Annotated in this window: 17 protein-coding genes; 13 read left to right on the top strand and 4 right to left on the bottom strand. The window is 50.5% G+C overall.

Going from position 1 to position 18,158, the window contains the following annotated elements; translation table 11 throughout:
• Positions 1-762 precede the first annotated feature (762 nt).
• The gene (locus HMPREF3277_RS02970; protein WP_070869998.1) at positions 763-1,335 is read right to left on the bottom strand and encodes a hypothetical protein; all 573 of its coding nucleotides are present in this window, start codon (positions 1,333-1,335) and stop codon (positions 763-765) included.
• Positions 1,336-1,361: 26 nt separating this feature from the next.
• Positions 1,362-2,177: a PoNe immunity protein domain-containing protein gene (locus HMPREF3277_RS02965; protein WP_070869997.1), complete on the bottom strand. Its 816-nt coding sequence runs from the start codon at positions 2,175-2,177 to the stop codon at positions 1,362-1,364.
• Positions 2,178-2,892: 715 nt separating this feature from the next.
• Here HMPREF3277_RS02965 and HMPREF3277_RS02960 point away from each other — a divergent pair.
• From HMPREF3277_RS02960 to HMPREF3277_RS02935, 6 genes are all read left to right on the top strand, one after another.
• On the top strand, positions 2,893-3,867 hold the full coding sequence (locus HMPREF3277_RS02960; RefSeq protein ID WP_039863262.1) for a S49 family peptidase: 975 nt from the start codon (positions 2,893-2,895) through the stop codon (positions 3,865-3,867).
• Between the two features lie 431 nt (positions 3,868-4,298).
• Positions 4,299-5,252, top strand: coding sequence for an ABC transporter ATP-binding protein (locus HMPREF3277_RS02955; protein WP_070869996.1), 954 nt, complete (start codon positions 4,299-4,301; stop codon positions 5,250-5,252).
• Positions 5,242-6,369 carry a beta-carotene 15,15'-monooxygenase gene (locus tag HMPREF3277_RS02950; RefSeq protein ID WP_070869995.1) on the top strand — a complete coding sequence of 376 codons (1,128 nt, stop codon included), beginning with the start codon at positions 5,242-5,244 and terminating at the stop codon, positions 6,367-6,369. Before HMPREF3277_RS02955 ends, HMPREF3277_RS02950 begins: the two co-directional genes overlap by 11 nt.
• 341 nt (positions 6,370-6,710) lie before the next feature.
• Positions 6,711-7,268, top strand: a complete 558-nt coding sequence (gene frr, locus HMPREF3277_RS02945; RefSeq protein ID WP_070869994.1) for a ribosome recycling factor — start codon at positions 6,711-6,713, stop codon at positions 7,266-7,268.
• Between the two features lie 57 nt (positions 7,269-7,325).
• On the top strand, positions 7,326-8,072 hold the full coding sequence (locus HMPREF3277_RS02940) for an isoprenyl transferase (RefSeq protein WP_003758925.1): 747 nt from the start codon (positions 7,326-7,328) through the stop codon (positions 8,070-8,072).
• Positions 8,073-8,074: 2 nt separating this feature from the next.
• Complete coding sequence (locus HMPREF3277_RS02935; protein ID WP_049223803.1) at positions 8,075-8,869, top strand: phosphatidate cytidylyltransferase; 795 nt, start codon at positions 8,075-8,077, stop codon at positions 8,867-8,869.
• Positions 8,870-8,987: 118 nt separating this feature from the next.
• Here HMPREF3277_RS02935 and HMPREF3277_RS14840 read toward each other — a convergent pair whose 3' ends face one another.
• Entirely contained in the window at positions 8,988-9,152 is a 165-nt protein-coding gene (locus HMPREF3277_RS14840) for a hypothetical protein (protein WP_168168242.1), read from the bottom strand.
• Between HMPREF3277_RS14840 and ispC the strand changes: the two genes are divergently transcribed.
• The 7 genes from ispC (at position 9,146) to lpxA (ending at position 17,631) form a co-directional block, all read left to right on the top strand.
• Entirely contained in the window at positions 9,146-10,330 is a 1,185-nt protein-coding gene (gene ispC / locus HMPREF3277_RS02930) for a 1-deoxy-D-xylulose-5-phosphate reductoisomerase (RefSeq protein ID WP_070869993.1), read from the top strand. The genes HMPREF3277_RS14840 and ispC overlap by 7 nt on opposite strands.
• Positions 10,331-10,543: 213 nt before the next feature.
• Positions 10,544-11,884: an RIP metalloprotease RseP gene (rseP, locus tag HMPREF3277_RS02925; RefSeq protein ID WP_070869992.1), complete on the top strand. Its 1,341-nt coding sequence runs from the start codon at positions 10,544-10,546 to the stop codon at positions 11,882-11,884.
• Between the two features lie 4 nt (positions 11,885-11,888).
• Positions 11,889-14,288 (top strand): outer membrane protein assembly factor BamA, encoded by a 2,400-nt coding sequence (gene bamA / locus HMPREF3277_RS02920; RefSeq protein ID WP_070491279.1) that lies wholly within the window; start codon positions 11,889-11,891, stop codon positions 14,286-14,288.
• A 213-nt stretch (positions 14,289-14,501) separates the two neighbouring features.
• Positions 14,502-14,954, top strand: a complete 453-nt coding sequence (locus HMPREF3277_RS02915) for an OmpH/Skp family outer membrane protein (RefSeq protein WP_174263552.1) — start codon at positions 14,502-14,504, stop codon at positions 14,952-14,954.
• A gap of 195 nt (positions 14,955-15,149) precedes the next feature.
• Entirely contained in the window at positions 15,150-16,193 is a 1,044-nt protein-coding gene (gene lpxD / locus HMPREF3277_RS02910; RefSeq protein ID WP_070491283.1) for a UDP-3-O-(3-hydroxymyristoyl)glucosamine N-acyltransferase, read from the top strand.
• 126 nt (positions 16,194-16,319) lie between these two features.
• Positions 16,320-16,769: a 3-hydroxyacyl-ACP dehydratase FabZ gene (gene fabZ / locus HMPREF3277_RS02905; protein WP_003741990.1), complete on the top strand. Its 450-nt coding sequence runs from the start codon at positions 16,320-16,322 to the stop codon at positions 16,767-16,769.
• A gap of 85 nt (positions 16,770-16,854) precedes the next feature.
• Positions 16,855-17,631: an acyl-ACP--UDP-N-acetylglucosamine O-acyltransferase gene (gene lpxA, locus HMPREF3277_RS02900; protein ID WP_003767866.1), complete on the top strand. Its 777-nt coding sequence runs from the start codon at positions 16,855-16,857 to the stop codon at positions 17,629-17,631.
• Positions 17,632-17,948: 317 nt separating this feature from the next.
• Here lpxA and HMPREF3277_RS15705 read toward each other — a convergent pair whose 3' ends face one another.
• Complete coding sequence (locus HMPREF3277_RS15705; RefSeq protein WP_283127067.1) at positions 17,949-18,080, bottom strand: hypothetical protein; 132 nt, start codon at positions 18,078-18,080, stop codon at positions 17,949-17,951.
• Positions 18,081-18,158 lie beyond the last annotated feature (78 nt).

Genomic DNA, 18,158 nt, shown 5'->3' with positions numbered 1-18,158 from the left:
AGGATGGGGGTGGCTTTATGGTTTTAGGTAAAATCAAATTCGTGCAAACCGTAGGGCTGCTCTCTCCAGCCAGACGGGAGAGCCAGCCGCCCGTAGCGTGAGTTCTACCCACGAATGAACAGAGATGATTGGATTCGGATGTTTGGGCGGGAAGATCGCGGGCGAAGCCCACGCTACGATTTTCTGAAACGGCAACTTGTCCCTTCCCCCGTCCGGCGGGGGAAGGTTAGGATGGGAGTGGCTTTATGGTTCTAGGTAAAATCAAATTCGTGCAAACCGTAGAGCTGCTCTCTCCTGCTAGACGGGAGAGCCAGCCGCCCGTAGCGTGGGTTCTACCCACGAATGAACATAAATAATTTGATTCGGATGTTCGGGCGGGAAGATCGTGGGCGAAGCCCACGCTACGATTTGCTGCGTTCCTTCCCCCGTCCGAGGCGGGGGAAGGTTAGGATGGGTGGCTTTATGGTTTTAGGTAAAATTAAATTCGTGCAAACTGTAGAGCCAACCTTTCCCGCCAGACGGGAGAGCCAGCCGCCCGTAGCGTGGGCTTTGCCCACGAATGAACATAAATAATTAGATTCGGATGTTTGGGCAGAAGGTCGTGGGCGAAGCCTACGCTACGGATTGGTTTATCTCTTGAATCTGTATCCACTTGACGAAGGGTCGTCTGAAAATAAAAATCCTCAATTTTTCAGACGACCTCAATAACAGACTTTCAATTCAATCTACGCTTGCTGGATAGCACCAATAAGAAGGTAATTTTTACAATTGAAATTTACGGCAACTATTTACATTATCTACGCCATAATAATTTTCCGCATCCAATTTATTATTTCTATAAAATATAGGTATTCCTCTAAAATATTTATTTAAATCAATATCTCTATCTCCATCCCCATCACTTAAGGTATGTTTTCCTTTCCAATTAACGTAGTATTTAGAAGGCGCCATAACCAAACACCCGCTTTTATGATTTAAAATCAAAATATTATTAGTTTCATGGTAATGCGAAGAATTTTCTTCCAAATCCTCTACCATGCCTCCTTCTATATGCATAAATATCGAATACTTGCCATCAGGCGAAGATTCTAGATAAACCATTTCAGATACACAATTATCTACTTTATCTTTTTGATAACAGCCATCTTGTAAGGAATATGTTTTTATTCCTTTATTTTTCATTGTATAGCGCATAAAAATATTTTTTTTATTTGGCTTTAAAAACTCTAGCTGCCCATAACCCAACAAATTTTGCACTTCATGAACAGGAAAAATATTTTGTTCTGCCATAGCGAAACTACTATAAATAAAGGATAATAAAACGATTTTCTTCATATCAATCCACCCTTGCCGTATTACTCCTACTCGTGCTTAAGCTTCTGCTCCCGTGCCCAATCCACCATATCTTTAGGATAGTACAGATACTGCCGCAGGGAGGTGTCTTCCAAGTCTTTTAAATAGGCGACGGCAGCGGATTCGAAGCTCCAGTAGCCGATATAGCCCCCATATTCGGGATCTTGGTTCAAATGTGTATCAATCAGGAGATTACCGATTTTTCGGTTGCCTTCGTACCAGCCGGAGAGGTAGGTGTTGAGATATTTCAGGGATTCTTCCTTGCTTTCTGCCATGATGGCTTGCAGCAGGGGTTTGCGGAAGTTGTGTCCGCCTTTGGCAAATTTGGCGCTGGGATCAAATTTCGTGGGTAGTGCCATATTTATCAAAGCCCTGAATGATGGATCGTAATACATTTCGTCATCGTTATAGGGATTGAGGCTGTCTTTAATGGTTTCCAGCCAATCCATCCGTTCGAACAATAGGCAAAGTCCGATAATGTTGGGTTGCTCTTCTACCGCCCACTCCTCCGGCCCCCAAATAAACATGATGTCTTCCTTTTGCCCGTATTGCCTGTGTATATCCAGGCATTGCTTACAGTAATAAACTATCTGCTCCATACGCTTCTTGATGTCTTCTATCGGAAATCCTGCGGTGTATTCTGTAAGCATTGTTAGATAAAGTTGTTGAGGCAGTGCGTCTGAAGGAATAGTTGAGTCACTCTTACTTTCTTCTATCCACTCTTGCAGCAGTTGTAGATTTTCAGAATAACTGGTTTTAAAAAAATCTTCTTTAAACAATCCCTGGCGGTCTTTATTGCGATTATATTTAACTTGATTGGTCATTTTAGTCCTTTAAATAGACAAGTAAGTTATTTAAATCATCTGGGGCTGGTTTCTGCATTTTCCTGACGTTTTTTGCATTTTCATAGTCTGCTTGCGCTTTTAGGGAATAAAACAATCAATTCTTTACCTAGAGAATGTGGTCGGCAGGTTTGTGATGGCGGTGTATCAAAACCATATGAACAATTGAACAGGACGACTGCTATTGGCAAAGAGGTCGTCTGAAAACTTTCAGACGACCTTGATAGATGTTGGATTTCCGCCCCAATCTACGCTTGCTACACTCCTACGGATGTTTTGAAAAAAGCGTTTTCCGGAATAGGCGTCTGCGCTTTTAATGTTTATATCGACGGTATCGGTATTTTTGCCGGAGATAAACTCTACTGGCTGTGACACACTGCCGAACAACACAGCATTATGATAGGAATAGCCCGATTACTCAAAATAGTTATCATAAAATCTTCCTTCAAGCTTTTATCGCTGCACATAATATCCCATATCATTTTTTGACGCTGTTTTCTTTGGATTCCCTCTAATGAGGAAACCAAAAATTTCGTTATAAAATGAAAACTTTGTTCAAATATTTGCTGATGATTGAAATTTTATCTTTTAGGACGGTAGAATGCGGGGTTATTGGATAGGAGACATCCTCTAAAATGTTGGAGCTACCTGAATTGTGGTTCCGAGTGTCAAAATTTGAACAATGAAAGTACCGATCATGCAGGAACCTTATTCTCGTGAGGGGAATAATCCCTCATCTCATTCCGGCTCGTTTTGGGAGCGCGAAGTATTGCGCGAAGTATTGCTGGCTTCTTATAAAGAGCAGCGTAGCGCACGTATTTGGCGCAATATTTGGCGTGTTATCGGTGTGATTTTATTTCTCATGTTTATTGCGTCACTGTTTGGAGACGATACCGATGCAGTGCAAAGCAGCGGGGAGCATACGGCAGTGATCGATTTGAAAGGTGAAATCGGCAATGAACTTGATGATCAGGTTGAGATGCTGCGCACCGGTATGGAGGCGGTTTACAATAACCCCAATGCTAAAGCGATTATCATCCGCGCCAATAGTCCGGGCGGATCGCCTGTGGTTTCCAATATTGCGTTTAATGAAATCCGCCGTATGAAATCGGAGCATAAAGACATTCCTGTGTATGTGGTGGCGGAAGATATGTGTGCATCGGGCTGTTATTACATTGCGGCGGCGGCTGACAAGATTTATGCGGACCCGTCCAGCGTGGTCGGCAGTATCGGTGTGATTGGCGGAGGGTTTGATGCGACGGGGCTGATGGATAAAATCGGTATCAAACGTCGTCTGAAAATCGCGGGCAGCAATAAGGGTATGGGCGATCCGTTTTCTCCTGAAACGCCCGCACAAACTCAGATTTGGGAAAAAATGCTGACCGATATCCATAAGGAATTTATTAAATCGGTTAAACTCGGACGCGGAAAGCGTTTGAAAGATCAGCAGTATTCTGATGTTTTCAGCGGCCGTATCTATACCGGTTCGGAGGCTAAAGAAGTGGGATTGATTGATGATTTCGGCAGCGTATATAGTGTCGCTAGAGATGTCGTCAAAGCCCCTGAGCTGGTGAACTATACGCCTGAAGAGGATTTCGGCAAAATATTGGGTCGCCATTTGAGTGCTGAAATGGAGACTAAAGTTAAAGAAAAACTGTCGAAAATATGGTAACAGGATTTGTCCATTATTCGTTTGTTGCCGCCCTAAGTCATTGTGGGGTCGTCTGAAAACGTATCTTTTGAGATGTTTGATGATGTTCCATATGCCATTTATAGGTTGGAAGGTAACAAGCCAATGACAAAAAAGCGGCTTGGAAGATGTCCTTGCCGCTTTTTTAAGTTCACTAATATAGGGTAAAGTTATCCGTCTTTCTATTAAAGCGACCGCAGAAGCAGTTTTTTGTATGTCAAACAGTTTTTTGTTGATAATACGAAGGCTCAAGATCGGAGCGGCTGAGGCTGAATGTTTATCATGAAATGCCAAGAAATGTTTGAGGTCGTCTGAAAAGCCATTTTGTCATTTCATCCGTGTGATAAAAGTTTATCAGCCGGCGTTAGCGCCCCCGATTTTTGCATCCAACCCCTTCATATCTTATAAATATTATGATTAATGTCCAACATCTAGATTTTTACTACGGCAATACGCAGGCATTGTACGATGTCTCGGTTGAACTTCCGCAGGGCAGTATTACCGGATTAATCGGACCTAATGGTGCCGGCAAATCCACTTTGATGCGTTGTATGGCAGGATTGGAAATCCCGACATCCGGCGATGTCTTGCTTGACGGTCTGCCTATTCTTGATAATCCGCGCAACAGCTTTTCCAAACTCGGCTACCTGCCTGATTTTTTTGGTTTGCCGGATGGTTTGAGCGTGATCCAGTGCTTAACTTATGCCGCCAAATCCCGCGGTATTCCTGATGCGCGACTTCCCGATTTGCTGCTGGAAACCGTTCGCCTGCTTAATTTGGAACATAAACTGTATGCCAAAGTCAGCGACCTTTCCCGCGGTCAGAAACAGCGTGTCGGTATCGGGCAAGTCATCATCCATCGTCCTAAGTTCTTGCTTTTGGATGAACCTGCCAGCGGTCTTGACCCTGAGGCACGACATGAATTGTCTTTGTTGCTGCTGAAGCTCAAAGATGAAGGCATGAGCATTTTGGTGTCGAGCCATATTCTTTCCGAGCTGGACGAATATTGTTCGCATATGCTGGTTATCAAAGGCGGACGTGTTCAGGCATTTCAATCTGTTAATGATGATGTTAACGAAGATCAGACTGTTTCGCTGCAATTTGTCGGTTTGGATGAATCCATATTCGAGCGGGTCCGCAATACGGAAGGCGTGAAGCAGGCAGAATGGAGCAATCATGCCGTTACTGTCATATTGGATGCGGGAGAAGAAGCTCGTGCAGCCTTGTTGCGTAAGCTGTTTGAACAAAACCTGCCTTTGAGCGAAGCTGCCGTCATTAAAGCGTCGCTGCTAAACAGTTATCAAAACAGCCTCAATCTCCACGAGCAGGAGCAACAAGAGCAACAGGAGCAAGCCGATGGACAATAAATTGAATATCCCCAAAATCCGGGTTAACGCCGAATTTCAAAGGCTGATGTGGCTCAACATGAGCTGGGGCATGATTGCAGGCATCATCATACTCTACAGCCTGTTTGTTTTTGCCAATGCCAATTCTGAAAACCTGGTGGAATATATTGCCAGCGTCGGTGCGTTCGGCGCATTCATTTCAAATATCGCCCTTTATCTGCAGATTGAGCGCAGTTTGCGCCAAGATGTATCCAGCAATGCATTTGATCAGTTGCGTATGTCTTCTTTGTCTCCGTGGCAGATGGCTTGGGCGAGGATTGTTGTCGCGCCTTTGACCGGCTGGGTTATTTTCCTTGTCGGCTGGATACTGATCGGCCTAACGATGTTTCATTTCAACCATGAAGACAGCGATGTTTTCATCATATGGTTGACTATGCCGCTCAACTCATGGGCACTCGCCTGCATGATATTGGTTAATGCTTTGCAGTTCAAACGCGGCAACGATCAATGGGAAGGGTCTCTATTACAACTCCTATTGCTGTTTGTCGTCATGGTCATGTTCGTCACCAGTATGTTGACCGCTTTGGAAGATATTCCGGGTTTGCGTGACAATGTGTCCCCAGTATCCCCAATTATTGCTTCCATTATTTCTGTTGTCTTATGCAGCGTTGCCGCCCGCGCGGCTATGGCAGAACGCCTGCACCTGCGCTCTTCCCGATTGACTTTTATCGTACTTGGACTTCTTACGCCTTTGCCTTTGGCTTTGATCAGCTTCGTAAGCAACTATCAACAAGCGCTGTATATTTGCGCCGTAGCTTATGGCGGTATAAGTATTTTGTCTTTGATTACGCAGAAGCAGACAAGCTTTTCTTCTGTTGGGGAATTTGTCCGTACGCGCAATAGAAAATCGAAATGGGCGATTGCCTCGTTGCCTGCTTGGATGATTCTTTTCCCTTTGGGATTAATTTGTGCTGTATTGGTGTCAGCAGACTTGGTATGGTCATACATAACACCATTCTTTCTCCTCATATTGCTGGTTTTTTCCATCAACCAAATGAAATGGCGATACAACAACATTACCATCACATTATTGATATACCTGCTTCTCCGAGGTCTTTGGTTCGTGATTTCATTGTAACAGGAGCGTATTTTCTGTTTTGCATCCTGCCTTTCGCCATAGAGAGGTTGGAGGTGGGATAGGATAAAGGTCGTCTGAAAACCGGTTGGCAAGGTTTTCAGACGACCTTTTTGTCTATACGCAAATGAATTCGGCTGTATCGAGGCCGTCCATGCTTTTCCGCCTCAAACTCATCTATAACGGCATTTAAATATCAGTTAAGAAACAAGGCCCAAAACCGCCCCTGCCTTGTCGGAATTGCCGAATGACGGTACTATGCGCAGTTAACAGCTTGATTGCCGTTCGGATGGTCATGCGTCCGGGCGAGGTTTTAAATTCAGTATCTTATTTGAAAGCAGAAAATGATTAACGATATTCAAAAAACAGCGGAAAGCAAAATGCAGCGCTCGGTAGAAGTGCTGAAAGAGAATTTGGCGAAAGTGCGTACCGGCCGTGCGCATACCGGTCTGTTGGACCAAGTGGAAGTCGAATACTGGGGCAGCATGGTTCCGGTCAGCCAAGTTGCCAACGTGACGCTTCTGGACGCGCGCACCATCGGCGTAAAACCTTTTGAAAGCAATATGGCGACCAAAGTCGAGAAAGCCATCCGCGATTCAAACTTGGGTCTGAACCCGGCAGCCGTCGGCGATTTGATCCGCGTGCCTATGCCTATGTTGACCGAAGAGCGCCGTAAAGATTTGATTAAAGTCGTACGCAGCGAAGCGGAAGAAGGACGCGTGTCCATCCGCAACGTGCGCCGCGATGCGAACGATCACATCAAAAAACTCTTGAAAGACAAAGAAATTTCCGAAGACGAAGCACGTCGCGGCGAAGAAGCGGTTCAAAAACTGACCGACAAATACATCGCCGAAGCCGACAAAACGCTGGCTGCCAAAGAAGAAGATTTGATGGCGATTTAAACCCTTGTCCGCGGCGTTTCAGACGACCTTTGAACCGCTGCGCTGCGAAAGGCAGAGATGAAGAGCAGCACGCAGACCATTTTGGAACATACTTCGGTTCCGAAGCATATCGCCGTGATTATGGACGGCAACGGCCGTTGGGCGAAAAAGCGTTTCCTTCCCCGCGTGATGGGGCACAAACGCGGCTTGGACGCGTTGGAAAATATGGTGAAGCATTGCGCCAAACTGGGTGTGCAATATCTGACCGTGTTTGCCTTTTCGACTGAAAACTGGCGCCGCCCCGAAGACGAAGTATCGTTCCTGATGGGGCTGTTTTTGCAGGCTTTGCAAAAGCAGGTGCGCCGTCTGCACGAAAACAATATGCGCCTGAAGGTGTTGGGCAGCCGCGAACGCTTCAACCGGCAGATTCTGCAAGGCATCGAAGAGGCGGAAGCGTTGACGGCGAACAATACCGGTCTGACCCTGAGCATCGCCGCGGATTACGGCGGCCGCTGGGATATTTTGCAGGCGGCAAACAAACTGATTGCCGAAGGCGTATCCGAAATTACGGAAGACGCGCTGGCGAAACACTTGATGCTGGGAGATGCGCCGGAACCGGATTTGTTCATCCGCACCGGCGGCGAAACACGCATCAGCAATTTCCTGCTTTGGCAGATGGCGTATGCCGAACTTTATTTTACCGATACCCTGTGGCCCGATTTTGACAGCAAAGCCTTGGATGATGCTGTCGCCTCGTTCCAAAAACGCGAACGGCGCTTCGGCCGCACTTCGGAACAGCTGCCGGTAGAGCAGCAAAGGGGTTAAAAATGTTGAAACAACGGATTATCACGGCGCTGTGGATGCTGCCGTTGATGCTCGGTATGCTGTTTTACGCGCCGCAATGGCTGTGGGCGGCATTTTGCGGGTTGATTTCCCTGGTTACGCTGTGGGAATACGCCCGCATGAGCGGATTGGAAAAACTGAAAACCAATCATTATCTCGCCGCGACGCTGGTGTTCGGCGTCATCGCCTATGCAGGCGGTTGGACGCTGCCGGATATCGTCTGGTACGCCGTTTTGGCGTTTTGGCTGGTCGTCATGCCTTTGTGGCTGAAATTCAAATGGAAATTGAACGGCGGCTGGCAGGCTTATACCGTCGGCTGGCTTTTGGTCATGCCGTTTTGGTTCGCACTCATGTCCCTGCGTCCGCATCCCGATTACGCCTTGTCGCTGCTTGCCGTGATGGGTTTGGTGTGGGTTGCCGATGTTTGCGCGTATTTCAGCGGCAAAGCGTTCGGCAAACACAAAATCGCACCGACCGTCAGCCCCGGCAAGAGCTGGGAAGGCGCAATCGGCGGCGCGATTTGCGTGGCAGTGTACATGACTGTGGTGTGGTGGGCTGGGTGGCTCACGTTTGACGCAGGCTGGTTCAATACCGTGTTAATCGGTTTGGTGTTGACCGTTGTCAGCGTATGCGGCGACCTGTTGGAAAGCTGGCTCAAACGCGCGGCGGGCATTAAAGACAGCAGCAATCTGCTGCCCGGACACGGCGGCGTGTTTGACCGCGTGGACAGCCTGATTGCCGTCATCAGCGTCTATGCCGCCTTTGAAAGCTTGTTCTGAAGCGGTTATAGTGGAATTAACATAAATCAGGACAAGGCGACGAAACCGTAGACAGTACAGATAGTACGGAACCGATTCACTTGGTGCTTCAGCACCTTAGAGAATCGTTCTCTTTGAGCTAAGGAGAGGTAACGCCGTACTGGTTTAAAGTTAATCCACTATAAAAATCGTTGGAACACATCAAACACAATATCGAATAAGTGTTTTCAGACGACCTTTCCGACCTCAAGCCCAAAGGTCGTCTGAAATCCGAAAGCAGTACATAAAGAACACACCATGACACCACAAGTCCTGACCATATTAGGCAGTACCGGCAGCATAGGCGAAAGCACGCTGGACGTTGTTTCGCGCCATCCCGAAAAATTCCGCGTATTCGCGCTGGCGGGGCATAAGCAGGTTGAGAAACTGGCGGTTCAATGCCGGACGTTCCGACCCGAATATGCCGTCGTTGCCGATGCCGAACACGCCGCCCGGCTTGAAGCCCTGTTGAAACGCGACGGCACGGCGACGCAGGTTTTACATGGCGCGCAGGCATTGGTTGATGTGGCATCTGCCGATGAAGTCAGCGGTGTCATGTGCGCCATCGTCGGTGCGGCGGGCCTGCCTTCTGCGCTGGCGGCAGCGCAAAAAGGCAAAACCATTTATCTGGCGAACAAAGAGACGCTGGTGGTTTCCGGCGCGTTGTTTATGGAAACCGCCCGCGCAAACGGCGCGGCAGTGTTGCCCATCGACAGCGAACACAACGCCATTTTCCAAGTTTTGCCGCGTGATTACACAGGTCGTCTGAACGAACACGGCATCCGTTCGATTATCCTGACTGCTTCCGGCGGCCCGTTTCTGACGACCGATTTAGGCACATTCGACAGCATTACGCCTGCCCAAGCGGTCAAACACCCCAATTGGAGCATGGGGCGCAAAATCTCCGTCGATTCCGCCACCATGATGAACAAAGGTTTGGAGCTGATTGAAGCGCATTGGCTGTTCAACTGTCCGCCTGATAAACTCGAAGTCGTCATCCATCCGCAGTCCGTGATACACAGCATGGTGCGCTACCGCGACGGCTCCGTGCTGGCGCAACTGGGCAATCCCGATATGCGTACGCCCATCGCTTATTGTTTGGGCTTGCCGGAACGTATTGATTCGGGTGTCGGCAACCTGGATTTCGACGCATTGTCTGCGTTGACCTTCCAAAAGCCCGACTTTGACCGCTTCCCCTGCCTGAAGCTCGCCTATGAAGCCATGAACGCGGGCGGAGCCGCACCCTGCGTATTGAACGCCGCCAACGAAGCCGCCGTCGCCGCCTTCTTAGACGGGCAGATTAAGTTTACCGACATTGCCAAAACCGTCGCCCATTGTCTCGCACAAGACTTTTCAGACGACCTCGGCAACATCGAAAACCTGCTGGCGCAAGACGCTGTTACCCGCAGGCAGGCGCAGGAATTTATCGCCGCATTGGGATAAACCGTGCCGCAACGATAAAAAATGACAGGTCGTCTGAAAACCCGCCCACCCGTCATGTGTGGCGGACAAAACGGCAGACTGACTTTATAATCGGCAAAATAACGCCAATAATATTTTCTACACATTGCGAATGCTTTTCAGACGACCCCTCTGCCTTGATACGTCGTCTGAAACATCGACAACGTCAACCCATACCCAACCAGAGAGATTCTTTTGCAAACCCTTCTAGCTTTTATTTTCGCCATCCTGATTTTGGTCAGCCTGCACGAGTTCGGACACTACATCGTCGCCAGATTGTGCGGCGTCAAAGTCGTCCGCTTTTCCGTCGGCTTCGGCAAACCATTTTTCAGCAGAAAGCGCGGCGATACCGAATGGTGTTTGGCGCCCATCCCATTGGGCGGTTACGTCAAAATGGTTGATACGCGCGAGGGCGAGGTGGCGCCGTCCAACCTGCCTTACGCTTTCGACAAACAGCATCCCGCCAAACGTATCGCCATCGTTGCCGCAGGTCCGCTGACTAATCTCGCGCTGGCAGTTCTGCTTTACGGCTTGAGTTTTTCCTTCGGCGTTACCGAAATCCGCCCTTATGTCGGCATGGTCGAGCAAAATACCATCGCCTCAAAAGCAGGTTTTCAGCCCGGAGACAAAATTATTTCGGTTAACGGCGTTAACGTCGGCGAGTGGGAAAAAGCCCAGCAAGAAATCGTGTTGAACATCGAGTCAGGCAAGGTAAATGTTGCCGTTCAGACGAGCTTGGGGCAAAAAACCATGCGGATTATCGATGCCGCCGGTACGCCCGAAGCAGGTAAAATTGCGAAAAACCAAGGCTATATCGGGTTGTCGCCTTTTAAAATCACCACCCGTGTCGGCGAAGTGACAGAAAACAGCCCGGCTGAAAAAGCCGGTTTGAAAAAAGGCGACAAGCTGATCAGCGCCGACGGACAAGACATCGAGTCTTGGCAGCAATGGGTGGAAATCGTAAGCCAAAGTCCGGGCAAGAAAATCGAATTGAGCTACGAGCGCAATGGTCAAACTTTTCAGACGACCATCCGCCCCGACAGTATCCAGCAACCCGACAGAACGCTGGTCGGCAGGGTGGGCTTCGGTCCTCAGGGCGACGAAGCGTGGGCAAAAGAAATCAAGCGCGAATATAAGCCGTCTGTCGCAGAAGCATTTGCGATGGGCTGGGACAAAACCGTCAACAACGCTTGGATGACGGTAAAATTCTTCGGAAAACTGATTACAGGCAATGCCTCCCTGAGCCATATTTCAGGCCCGCTGACCATTGCCGACGTCGCCGGAAAAACGGCACAGCTGGGATTTCAAAGCTATTTGGAATTCCTCGCGTTGGTCAGCATTAGTTTAGGCGTGTTGAACTTGTTGCCCATCCCCGTATTGGACGGCGGGCATTTGGTGTTCTACACTGCCGAATGGATACGCGGAAAGCCCTTGAGCGAGCGCATACAGGCAATCGGCCTGCGCCTCGGACTGGCTGCCATGCTGTTCATGATGGCACTGGCTTTCTTTAATGACATCAACCGTTTGTTTGGATAATTTTATGAAATTGAAACAGATTGCTTCTGCTTTGATGGTATTGGGCATGTCGCCTTTGGCGTTTGCCGACTTCACCATTCAAGACATCCGCGTCGAAGGTTTGCAGCGCACCGAACCGAGTACGGTCTTCAACTACCTGCCCGTCAAAGTCGGCGACCAATTCAGCGACGCACGCAGCGAAGAAATCATCAAAAGTCTGTATGCGACCGGTTTTTTTGACGATGTCCGCGTAGAGACTATGGGCAATCAGGTCTTGCTGACCGTTATCGAACGCCCGACCATCAGCACGCTGAACATCACCGGCGCGAAAATGCTGCAAAACGATGTGATTAAGAAAAACCTTGAATCCTTCGGTTTGGCGCAATCCCAATACTTCAATCCGGCCACGCTGAGCCAGTCTGTCGCCAGCCTGAAGGAAGAATACAAAAGCCGCGGCAAGCAGTCGGTCCAAATCACGCCGACCGTCACCAAACTCGCGCGTAACCGCGTTTCCATCGACATCGCCATCGATGAGGGTAAAACCACCAAGATTACCGACATCGAATTTGAAGGCAACAAAGTCTATTCCGACCGCAAGCTCATGAAACAAATGTCTTTGAGCGAAGGCGGCATGTGGACTTGGCTGACCAAGAGCAACCAGTTTAACGAGCAGAAATTCTCGCAAGACATGGAGCGCGTCAGCGAGTTCTACCAAAACAACGGCTACTTCAATTTCCGCATTCTGGATACCGACATCCAGACCAACGAAGACAAAACCAAGCAAACCATTAAAATCACGGTTGACGAGGGCGAACGCTTCCGTTGGGGCGACGTTCGCATAGAAGGCGACACCCGCGAAGTGCCGAAAGAAGAGCTGCAAAAACTGCTGACCATGAAAAAGGGCAAATGGTACGAACGCGCCCAAATGGTCAAATCGCTCGAAGCCATCCAAAACCGCATGGGTACGGCAGGCTACGCGTTCAGCGAAGTCAACGTTCAGCCAGTGCCTAATGCCGAGACTCAAACTGTCGATTTCGTCCTGAATGTCGAACCCGGCCGCAAAATTTATGTGAACGAAATCAACATCACCGGCAACAACAAAACCCGTGACGAAGTCGTGCGCCGCGAATTGCGTCAGATGGAATCCGCGCCTTACGACACTTCCAAGCTGCAACGTTCCAAAGAGCGTGTCGAGCTGCTGGGCTACTTCGACAACGTACAATTCGATGCTGTACCGGTTGCCAATACGCCCGACCAAGTCGATTTGAACATGAGCGTGAACGAGCGTTCTACCGGTTCGCTGGATATGAGTGCGGGCTGGGTTCAGGATACCGGCTTGGTCATGTCCGTAGGCGTTTCCCAAGACAACCTGTTCGGTACGGGTAAATCCGTTTCCCTGCGCGCCTCACGCAGTAAAACCACGCTGAACGGCTCGCTGTCGTTTACCGATCCGTATTTCACACCCGACGGCGTAAGCCTCGGTTACGATATTTACGGCAAGTCTTACGACCCGCGTAAAGCCTCTTCCAGCGCGAAACAATATAAAACCACCACCGCAGGCGCGGGCGTGCGCATGGGCATCCCCGTTACCGAATACGACCGCGTCAATTTGGGTCTGGCGGCGGAACACCTGACCGTGAATACCTACAAAGGCGCGCCTAAACGTTATGCCGACTTTATCAACCAATATGGTAAAGGCACGGACGGCGTGGGCAGCTTCAAAGGCTGGCTGTACAAAGGTACGATCGGCTGGGGACGCAATAAAACCGACAGCGCCTTGTGGCCGACCCGCGGTTACATGACCGGCATCAACGGCGAAATCGCCCTGCCGGGCAGCGACCTGCAATACTACACACTGACCCACAACCAAACCTGGTTCTTCCCGCTGACCAAAGACTTCACCCTGATGCTCGGCGGCGAAGTCGGCGTCGGCAACGGTTACGGCAAAACCAAAACCATGCCGTTCTTTGAAAACTTCTACGGCGGCGGCTTAGGCTCCGTACGCGGTTACGAGAGCGGCACGCTGGGTCCGAAAGTTTATGACGAATACGGCGAGAAAATCAGCTACGGCGGCAACAAAAAAGCCAACGTTTCCGCCGAGTTGCTGTTCCCGATGCCGGGCATCAAAGATTCCCGCTCCGTCCGCCTGAGCCTGTTTGCCGACGCGGGCAGCGTATGGGACGGCAAAACTTATAACGACAGCAGTAGCAATACCTACTACACCAACAATGCCGCTCAAAACCCATACGGCTTAGGCAAGACCCACAAATCGACCTTCAAGGAAGAGTTGCGCTACTCCGCCGGTGCGGCAGTAACTTGGCTCTCGCCGCTGGGTCCGATGAAGTTCAGCTACGCCTACCCGCTGAAGAAAAAAGACAGCGACGAAATCCAACGCTTCCAGTTCCAATTGGGTACCACATTCTGACGTAGGCAGAACAAGGTCGTCTGAAAATCGAAATCCCTATGCAGATAAACATTTTCAGACGACCTGAAGGAAAAGGGGCGGGGCGTTCTGCCTCTTTTTAAAAACAAACCGTCATCCCGCTGATTGGCGGGATACAAAATCAAGGAAATCCAGATGAACATCATTGCCAACGCCTTCCGCCTCGGCGGCGCGGCTTTATTGGGCTTCGGGTTGATGAACCAAGCTGCGGCGGCGGAAGCCGTACAGAAAATCGGCTTTATCAATACCGAGCGCGTTTATCTTGAGTCCAAGCAGGCGCAACGCATTCAGACGACCTTGGAAAAGGAATTCCGCAGCCGTCAGGACGCTTTGCAGAAATTGCAGCAAGAAGGTGAGAAGCTCGAAAAATCCCTGTCCGAAGGCAAATTGCAGGGCAAAGAGCGTGAAGCTGCGGCAAAACGCTGGGGCGAGCTGGTTCAGCAGTTCCGCAAGAAACAGGCGGAGCTGGCAGAAGACTACAACCTGCGCCGCAACGAAGAATTTGCCGCCCTCCAGCAAAACGCCAACCGCATTATCGTCGATCTTGCCAAACGCGAAGGCTACGATGTCATTTTGCAGGACGTGATTTACGTCAACGCGCGTTACGACATTACCGACAGCGTGATTAAAGCCCTGAATACGCGTTAATCGGAAGGCTGAACGAGATACAGCAAACCTGTTTTCAGACGACCTCTTTCAAGCGAAGGGTCGTCTGAAAATCCAATAAACGATATAATTACCTGTCTTATCACTCCTGCCGGCATACGTTTTAGGCAAACCGTTCTGTCCGACTGCTCCCGCCGTCCCTTTCAGACGACCTCATCCCAAAGCTTACGAAACATCATGACTTCAAAAACCTACACCCTGTCCCAAATCACAGCGCAGCTTGGCGGCGAATGGCGCGGCAAGGACATTTCCGTCGCCGCCGTGCGCCCGCTCGCAGACGCGCAGGCGGAACACATCAGCTTCCTCGCCAATCCGAAATACAAAGCCGAAGTCCACGACAGCAGCGCGGGTGCGGTTATCGTTTCTGCCAAAGCAGTGGACGAATTTGAAGGGCGCAACCTGATTGTCGCCGACGATCCCTATCTCTATTTCGCCAAAGTCGCCCGCCTGTTTTCACCCATTGTCAAAGCGCGCGGCGGCATCCATCCGACCGCCGTCGTCGAAGAGGGCGCGACCGTTCCCGCCAGCTGCGAAATCGGTGCAAACGCCTACATCGGCGCGAACACCGTACTCGGCGAAGGCTGCCGCATCTTGGCAAACGCCGTTGTCCAACACGACTGCAAACTGGGAGACGAAGTCGTCCTGCATCCCAACGCCGTCGTTTATTACGGCTGCACACTGGGCAACCGCGTCGAAATCCACAGCGGCGCAGTCATCGGCGCGGACGGATTCGGACTCGCCTTCGCCGGCGATTCATGGTTTAAAATCCCGCAAACCGGCGCGGTAACGCTGGGTGACGACGTAGAAATCGGTTCGAACACCAACATCGACCGCGGCGCGATGAGCGACACCACCGTCGGCAACGGCACCAAAATCGACAACCAAGTCCAAATCGGACACAACTGCAAAATCGGTTCGCACACCGTCATCGCCGCCAAAACCGGCATCTCAGGCAGCGTTACCATCGGCAGCTACTGCATCATCGGCGGCGGCGTCGGTACGGTAGGACACATCGAAATTGCCGACAAAACCACCATCGGCGGCGGCACGTCCGTGACCCACAGCATTACCGAAAGCGGCAAACACCTCGCCGGCATCTTCCCGATGTCCACCCATAAAGAATGGGCGCGCAACGCCGTTTACATCCACCGCTTAAGCGAAATGAACAAACGCCTCAAAACATTGGAAAACCGTCTGAGCGACAGCGAAAAAGACGAATAATCCCACAATCGGTTTACATGGCGGATGCGCTTTAAATCCCGACAAAGCGGCAAAGCCTGCCGTTTTAAAGCCTGCCCGCGATGAAACCGCCCAGCCAACCCCGAAATACCAAGGAATACGACGAACATGGACGTACAACTCCCTATCGAAGCCAAAGACATCCAAAAACTCATTCCCCACCGCTACCCGTTTTTGCAACTCGACCGCATCACCGCCTTCGAGTCCATGAAAACCCTGACCGCGATTAAAAACGTCACCATGAACGAGCCGCAGTTCCAAGGCCATTTCCCCGACCTGCCCGTCATGCCCGGCGTACTCATCATCGAAGCCATGGCGCAAGCCTGCGGCACACTCGCCATCCTCAGCGAAGGCGGCCGCAAAGAAAACGAATTCTTCTTCTTCGCCGGCATAGACGAAGCCCGTTTCAAACGCCAAGTCATCCCCGGCGACCAGCTTGTTTTCGAAGTCGAGCTGCTGACCAACAAACGCGGCATCGGCAAATTCAGCGCCGTCGCCAAAGTGGACGGACAAGTCGCCGTCGAAGCCATCATCATGTGTGCCAAACGCGTGGTTTGAGTGTTCAGAAAAAGGTCGTCTGAAAGTTTCAGACGACCTGTTGCCGTCGCGCATCTTCGCGGCAACACGACAGGAAAGGAAAAACATGACCCTCATCCACCCGACCGCCGTCATTGACCCCAAAGCCGAACTCGACTCAAGCGTCAAAGTCGGCGCGTATACCATCATCGGTCCCAACGTCCAAATCGGTGCGAACACCGAAATCGGACCGCATACCGTCATCAACGGCCACACCACCATCGGCGAAAACAACCGCATTTTCCAATTTGCCAGCCTCGGCGAAATCCCGCAGGACAAAAAATACCGCGACGAGCCGACCAAGCTGATTATCGGCAACGGCAACACCATCCGCGAATTCACTACCTTCAACCTCGGTACGGTAACCGGGATCGGCGAAACCCGCGTCGGCGACGACAACTGGATTATGGCGTACTGCCACCTCGCGCACGACTGCGTCATCGGCAACCACACCATCTTCGCCAACAACGCCTCCCTCGCCGGACACGTTACCATCGGCGACTACGTCGTCTTGGGCGGCTACACGCTGGTGTTCCAGTTCTGCCAAATCGGTGACTACGCCATGACCGCCTTCGCCGCAGGCGTACACAAAGACGTACCGCCTTACTTTATGGCGGCAGGCTACCGCGCCGAACCCGCAGGCATCAACAGCGAAGGCATGCGCCGCAACGGCTTCACCGCCGAGCAGATCGCCGCCGTCAAAGATGTGTATAAAACCATCTACCACCGCGGCATCCCGTTTGAAGAAGCTAAAGCCGACATCCTCCGTCGCGCCGAAACGCAAGCCGAGTTGGCGGTGTTTAAAGACTTCTTCGCCCAATCTACGCGCGGGATTATCCGCTGATTGGGAGAAACCGTACTGACAGGCAGGATTAAGGGCTGAAAGCCGTAGCAACGACAAAATTTGAATAGAAACTGGGTGCTGTCCGCAAACCGTTTCAGACGACATTGTCGCACCGTCAGCCTTGTCCTTTTCCTGTTTGGCGCGGGAATGACTGCCGTCCAAACATTTGTCTTCAGTCCAATAGAAAAGGTCGTCTGAAAACCGGGTAAACCAAGTTTCAGACGACCTTTTGATTTTATGGAACGATGTTCGTCATGCGGATTTTAGGGGAATGGGGCGGCATCTTCTGCGTGGGCAATGCCCGCCGTTCCGCCCGCTTAGTGGACGTGGCTGCTTTCTACGCCGCCTTTGATTTCGCCATAGACTTGAGCAGAACTGCCTTGTCCGGATTGGGAGGCGCAGGCGTTGAGGAACAGGAGGGCGGTGGTGAGGAAGATGAATTTTTTCATGCTGATTTCCTTTGGTTGGATGGGAGGGGAGGTCGTCTGAAACCCAATAATATAGTGGATTAACTTTAAACCAGTACG

Source organism: Neisseria sp. HMSC70E02 (assembly GCF_001838645.1).
Lineage (GTDB): Bacteria > Pseudomonadota > Gammaproteobacteria > Burkholderiales > Neisseriaceae > Neisseria > Neisseria macacae.
This window is presented reverse-complemented; position numbering and strand designations above follow the sequence as displayed.

What these genes read in the sequence shown, in the direction of transcription:
- HMPREF3277_RS02970 (WP_070869998.1), bottom strand. Translation starts at nt 1,335, where the DNA reads ATGAAGAAAATCGTTTTATTATCCTTTATTTATAGTAGTTTCGCTATG.
- HMPREF3277_RS02965 (WP_070869997.1), bottom strand. Translation starts at nt 2,177, where the DNA reads ATGACCAATCAAGTTAAATATAATCGCAATAAAGACCGCCAGGGATTG.
- HMPREF3277_RS02960 (WP_039863262.1), top strand. Translation starts at nt 2,893, where the DNA reads ATGCAGGAACCTTATTCTCGTGAGGGGAATAATCCCTCATCTCATTCC.
- HMPREF3277_RS02955 (WP_070869996.1), top strand. Translation starts at nt 4,299, where the DNA reads ATGATTAATGTCCAACATCTAGATTTTTACTACGGCAATACGCAGGCA.
- HMPREF3277_RS02950 (WP_070869995.1), top strand. Translation starts at nt 5,242, where the DNA reads ATGGACAATAAATTGAATATCCCCAAAATCCGGGTTAACGCCGAATTT.
- frr (WP_070869994.1), top strand. Translation starts at nt 6,711, where the DNA reads ATGATTAACGATATTCAAAAAACAGCGGAAAGCAAAATGCAGCGCTCG.
- HMPREF3277_RS02940 (WP_003758925.1), top strand. Translation starts at nt 7,326, where the DNA reads ATGAAGAGCAGCACGCAGACCATTTTGGAACATACTTCGGTTCCGAAG.
- HMPREF3277_RS02935 (WP_049223803.1), top strand. Translation starts at nt 8,075, where the DNA reads ATGTTGAAACAACGGATTATCACGGCGCTGTGGATGCTGCCGTTGATG.
- ispC (WP_070869993.1), top strand. Translation starts at nt 9,146, where the DNA reads ATGACACCACAAGTCCTGACCATATTAGGCAGTACCGGCAGCATAGGC.
- bamA (WP_070491279.1), top strand. Translation starts at nt 11,889, where the DNA reads ATGAAATTGAAACAGATTGCTTCTGCTTTGATGGTATTGGGCATGTCG.
- HMPREF3277_RS02915 (WP_174263552.1), top strand. Translation starts at nt 14,502, where the DNA reads ATGAACCAAGCTGCGGCGGCGGAAGCCGTACAGAAAATCGGCTTTATC.
- lpxD (WP_070491283.1), top strand. Translation starts at nt 15,150, where the DNA reads ATGACTTCAAAAACCTACACCCTGTCCCAAATCACAGCGCAGCTTGGC.
- fabZ (WP_003741990.1), top strand. Translation starts at nt 16,320, where the DNA reads ATGGACGTACAACTCCCTATCGAAGCCAAAGACATCCAAAAACTCATT.
- lpxA (WP_003767866.1), top strand. Translation starts at nt 16,855, where the DNA reads ATGACCCTCATCCACCCGACCGCCGTCATTGACCCCAAAGCCGAACTC.
- HMPREF3277_RS15705 (WP_283127067.1), bottom strand. Translation starts at nt 18,080, where the DNA reads ATGAAAAAATTCATCTTCCTCACCACCGCCCTCCTGTTCCTCAACGCC.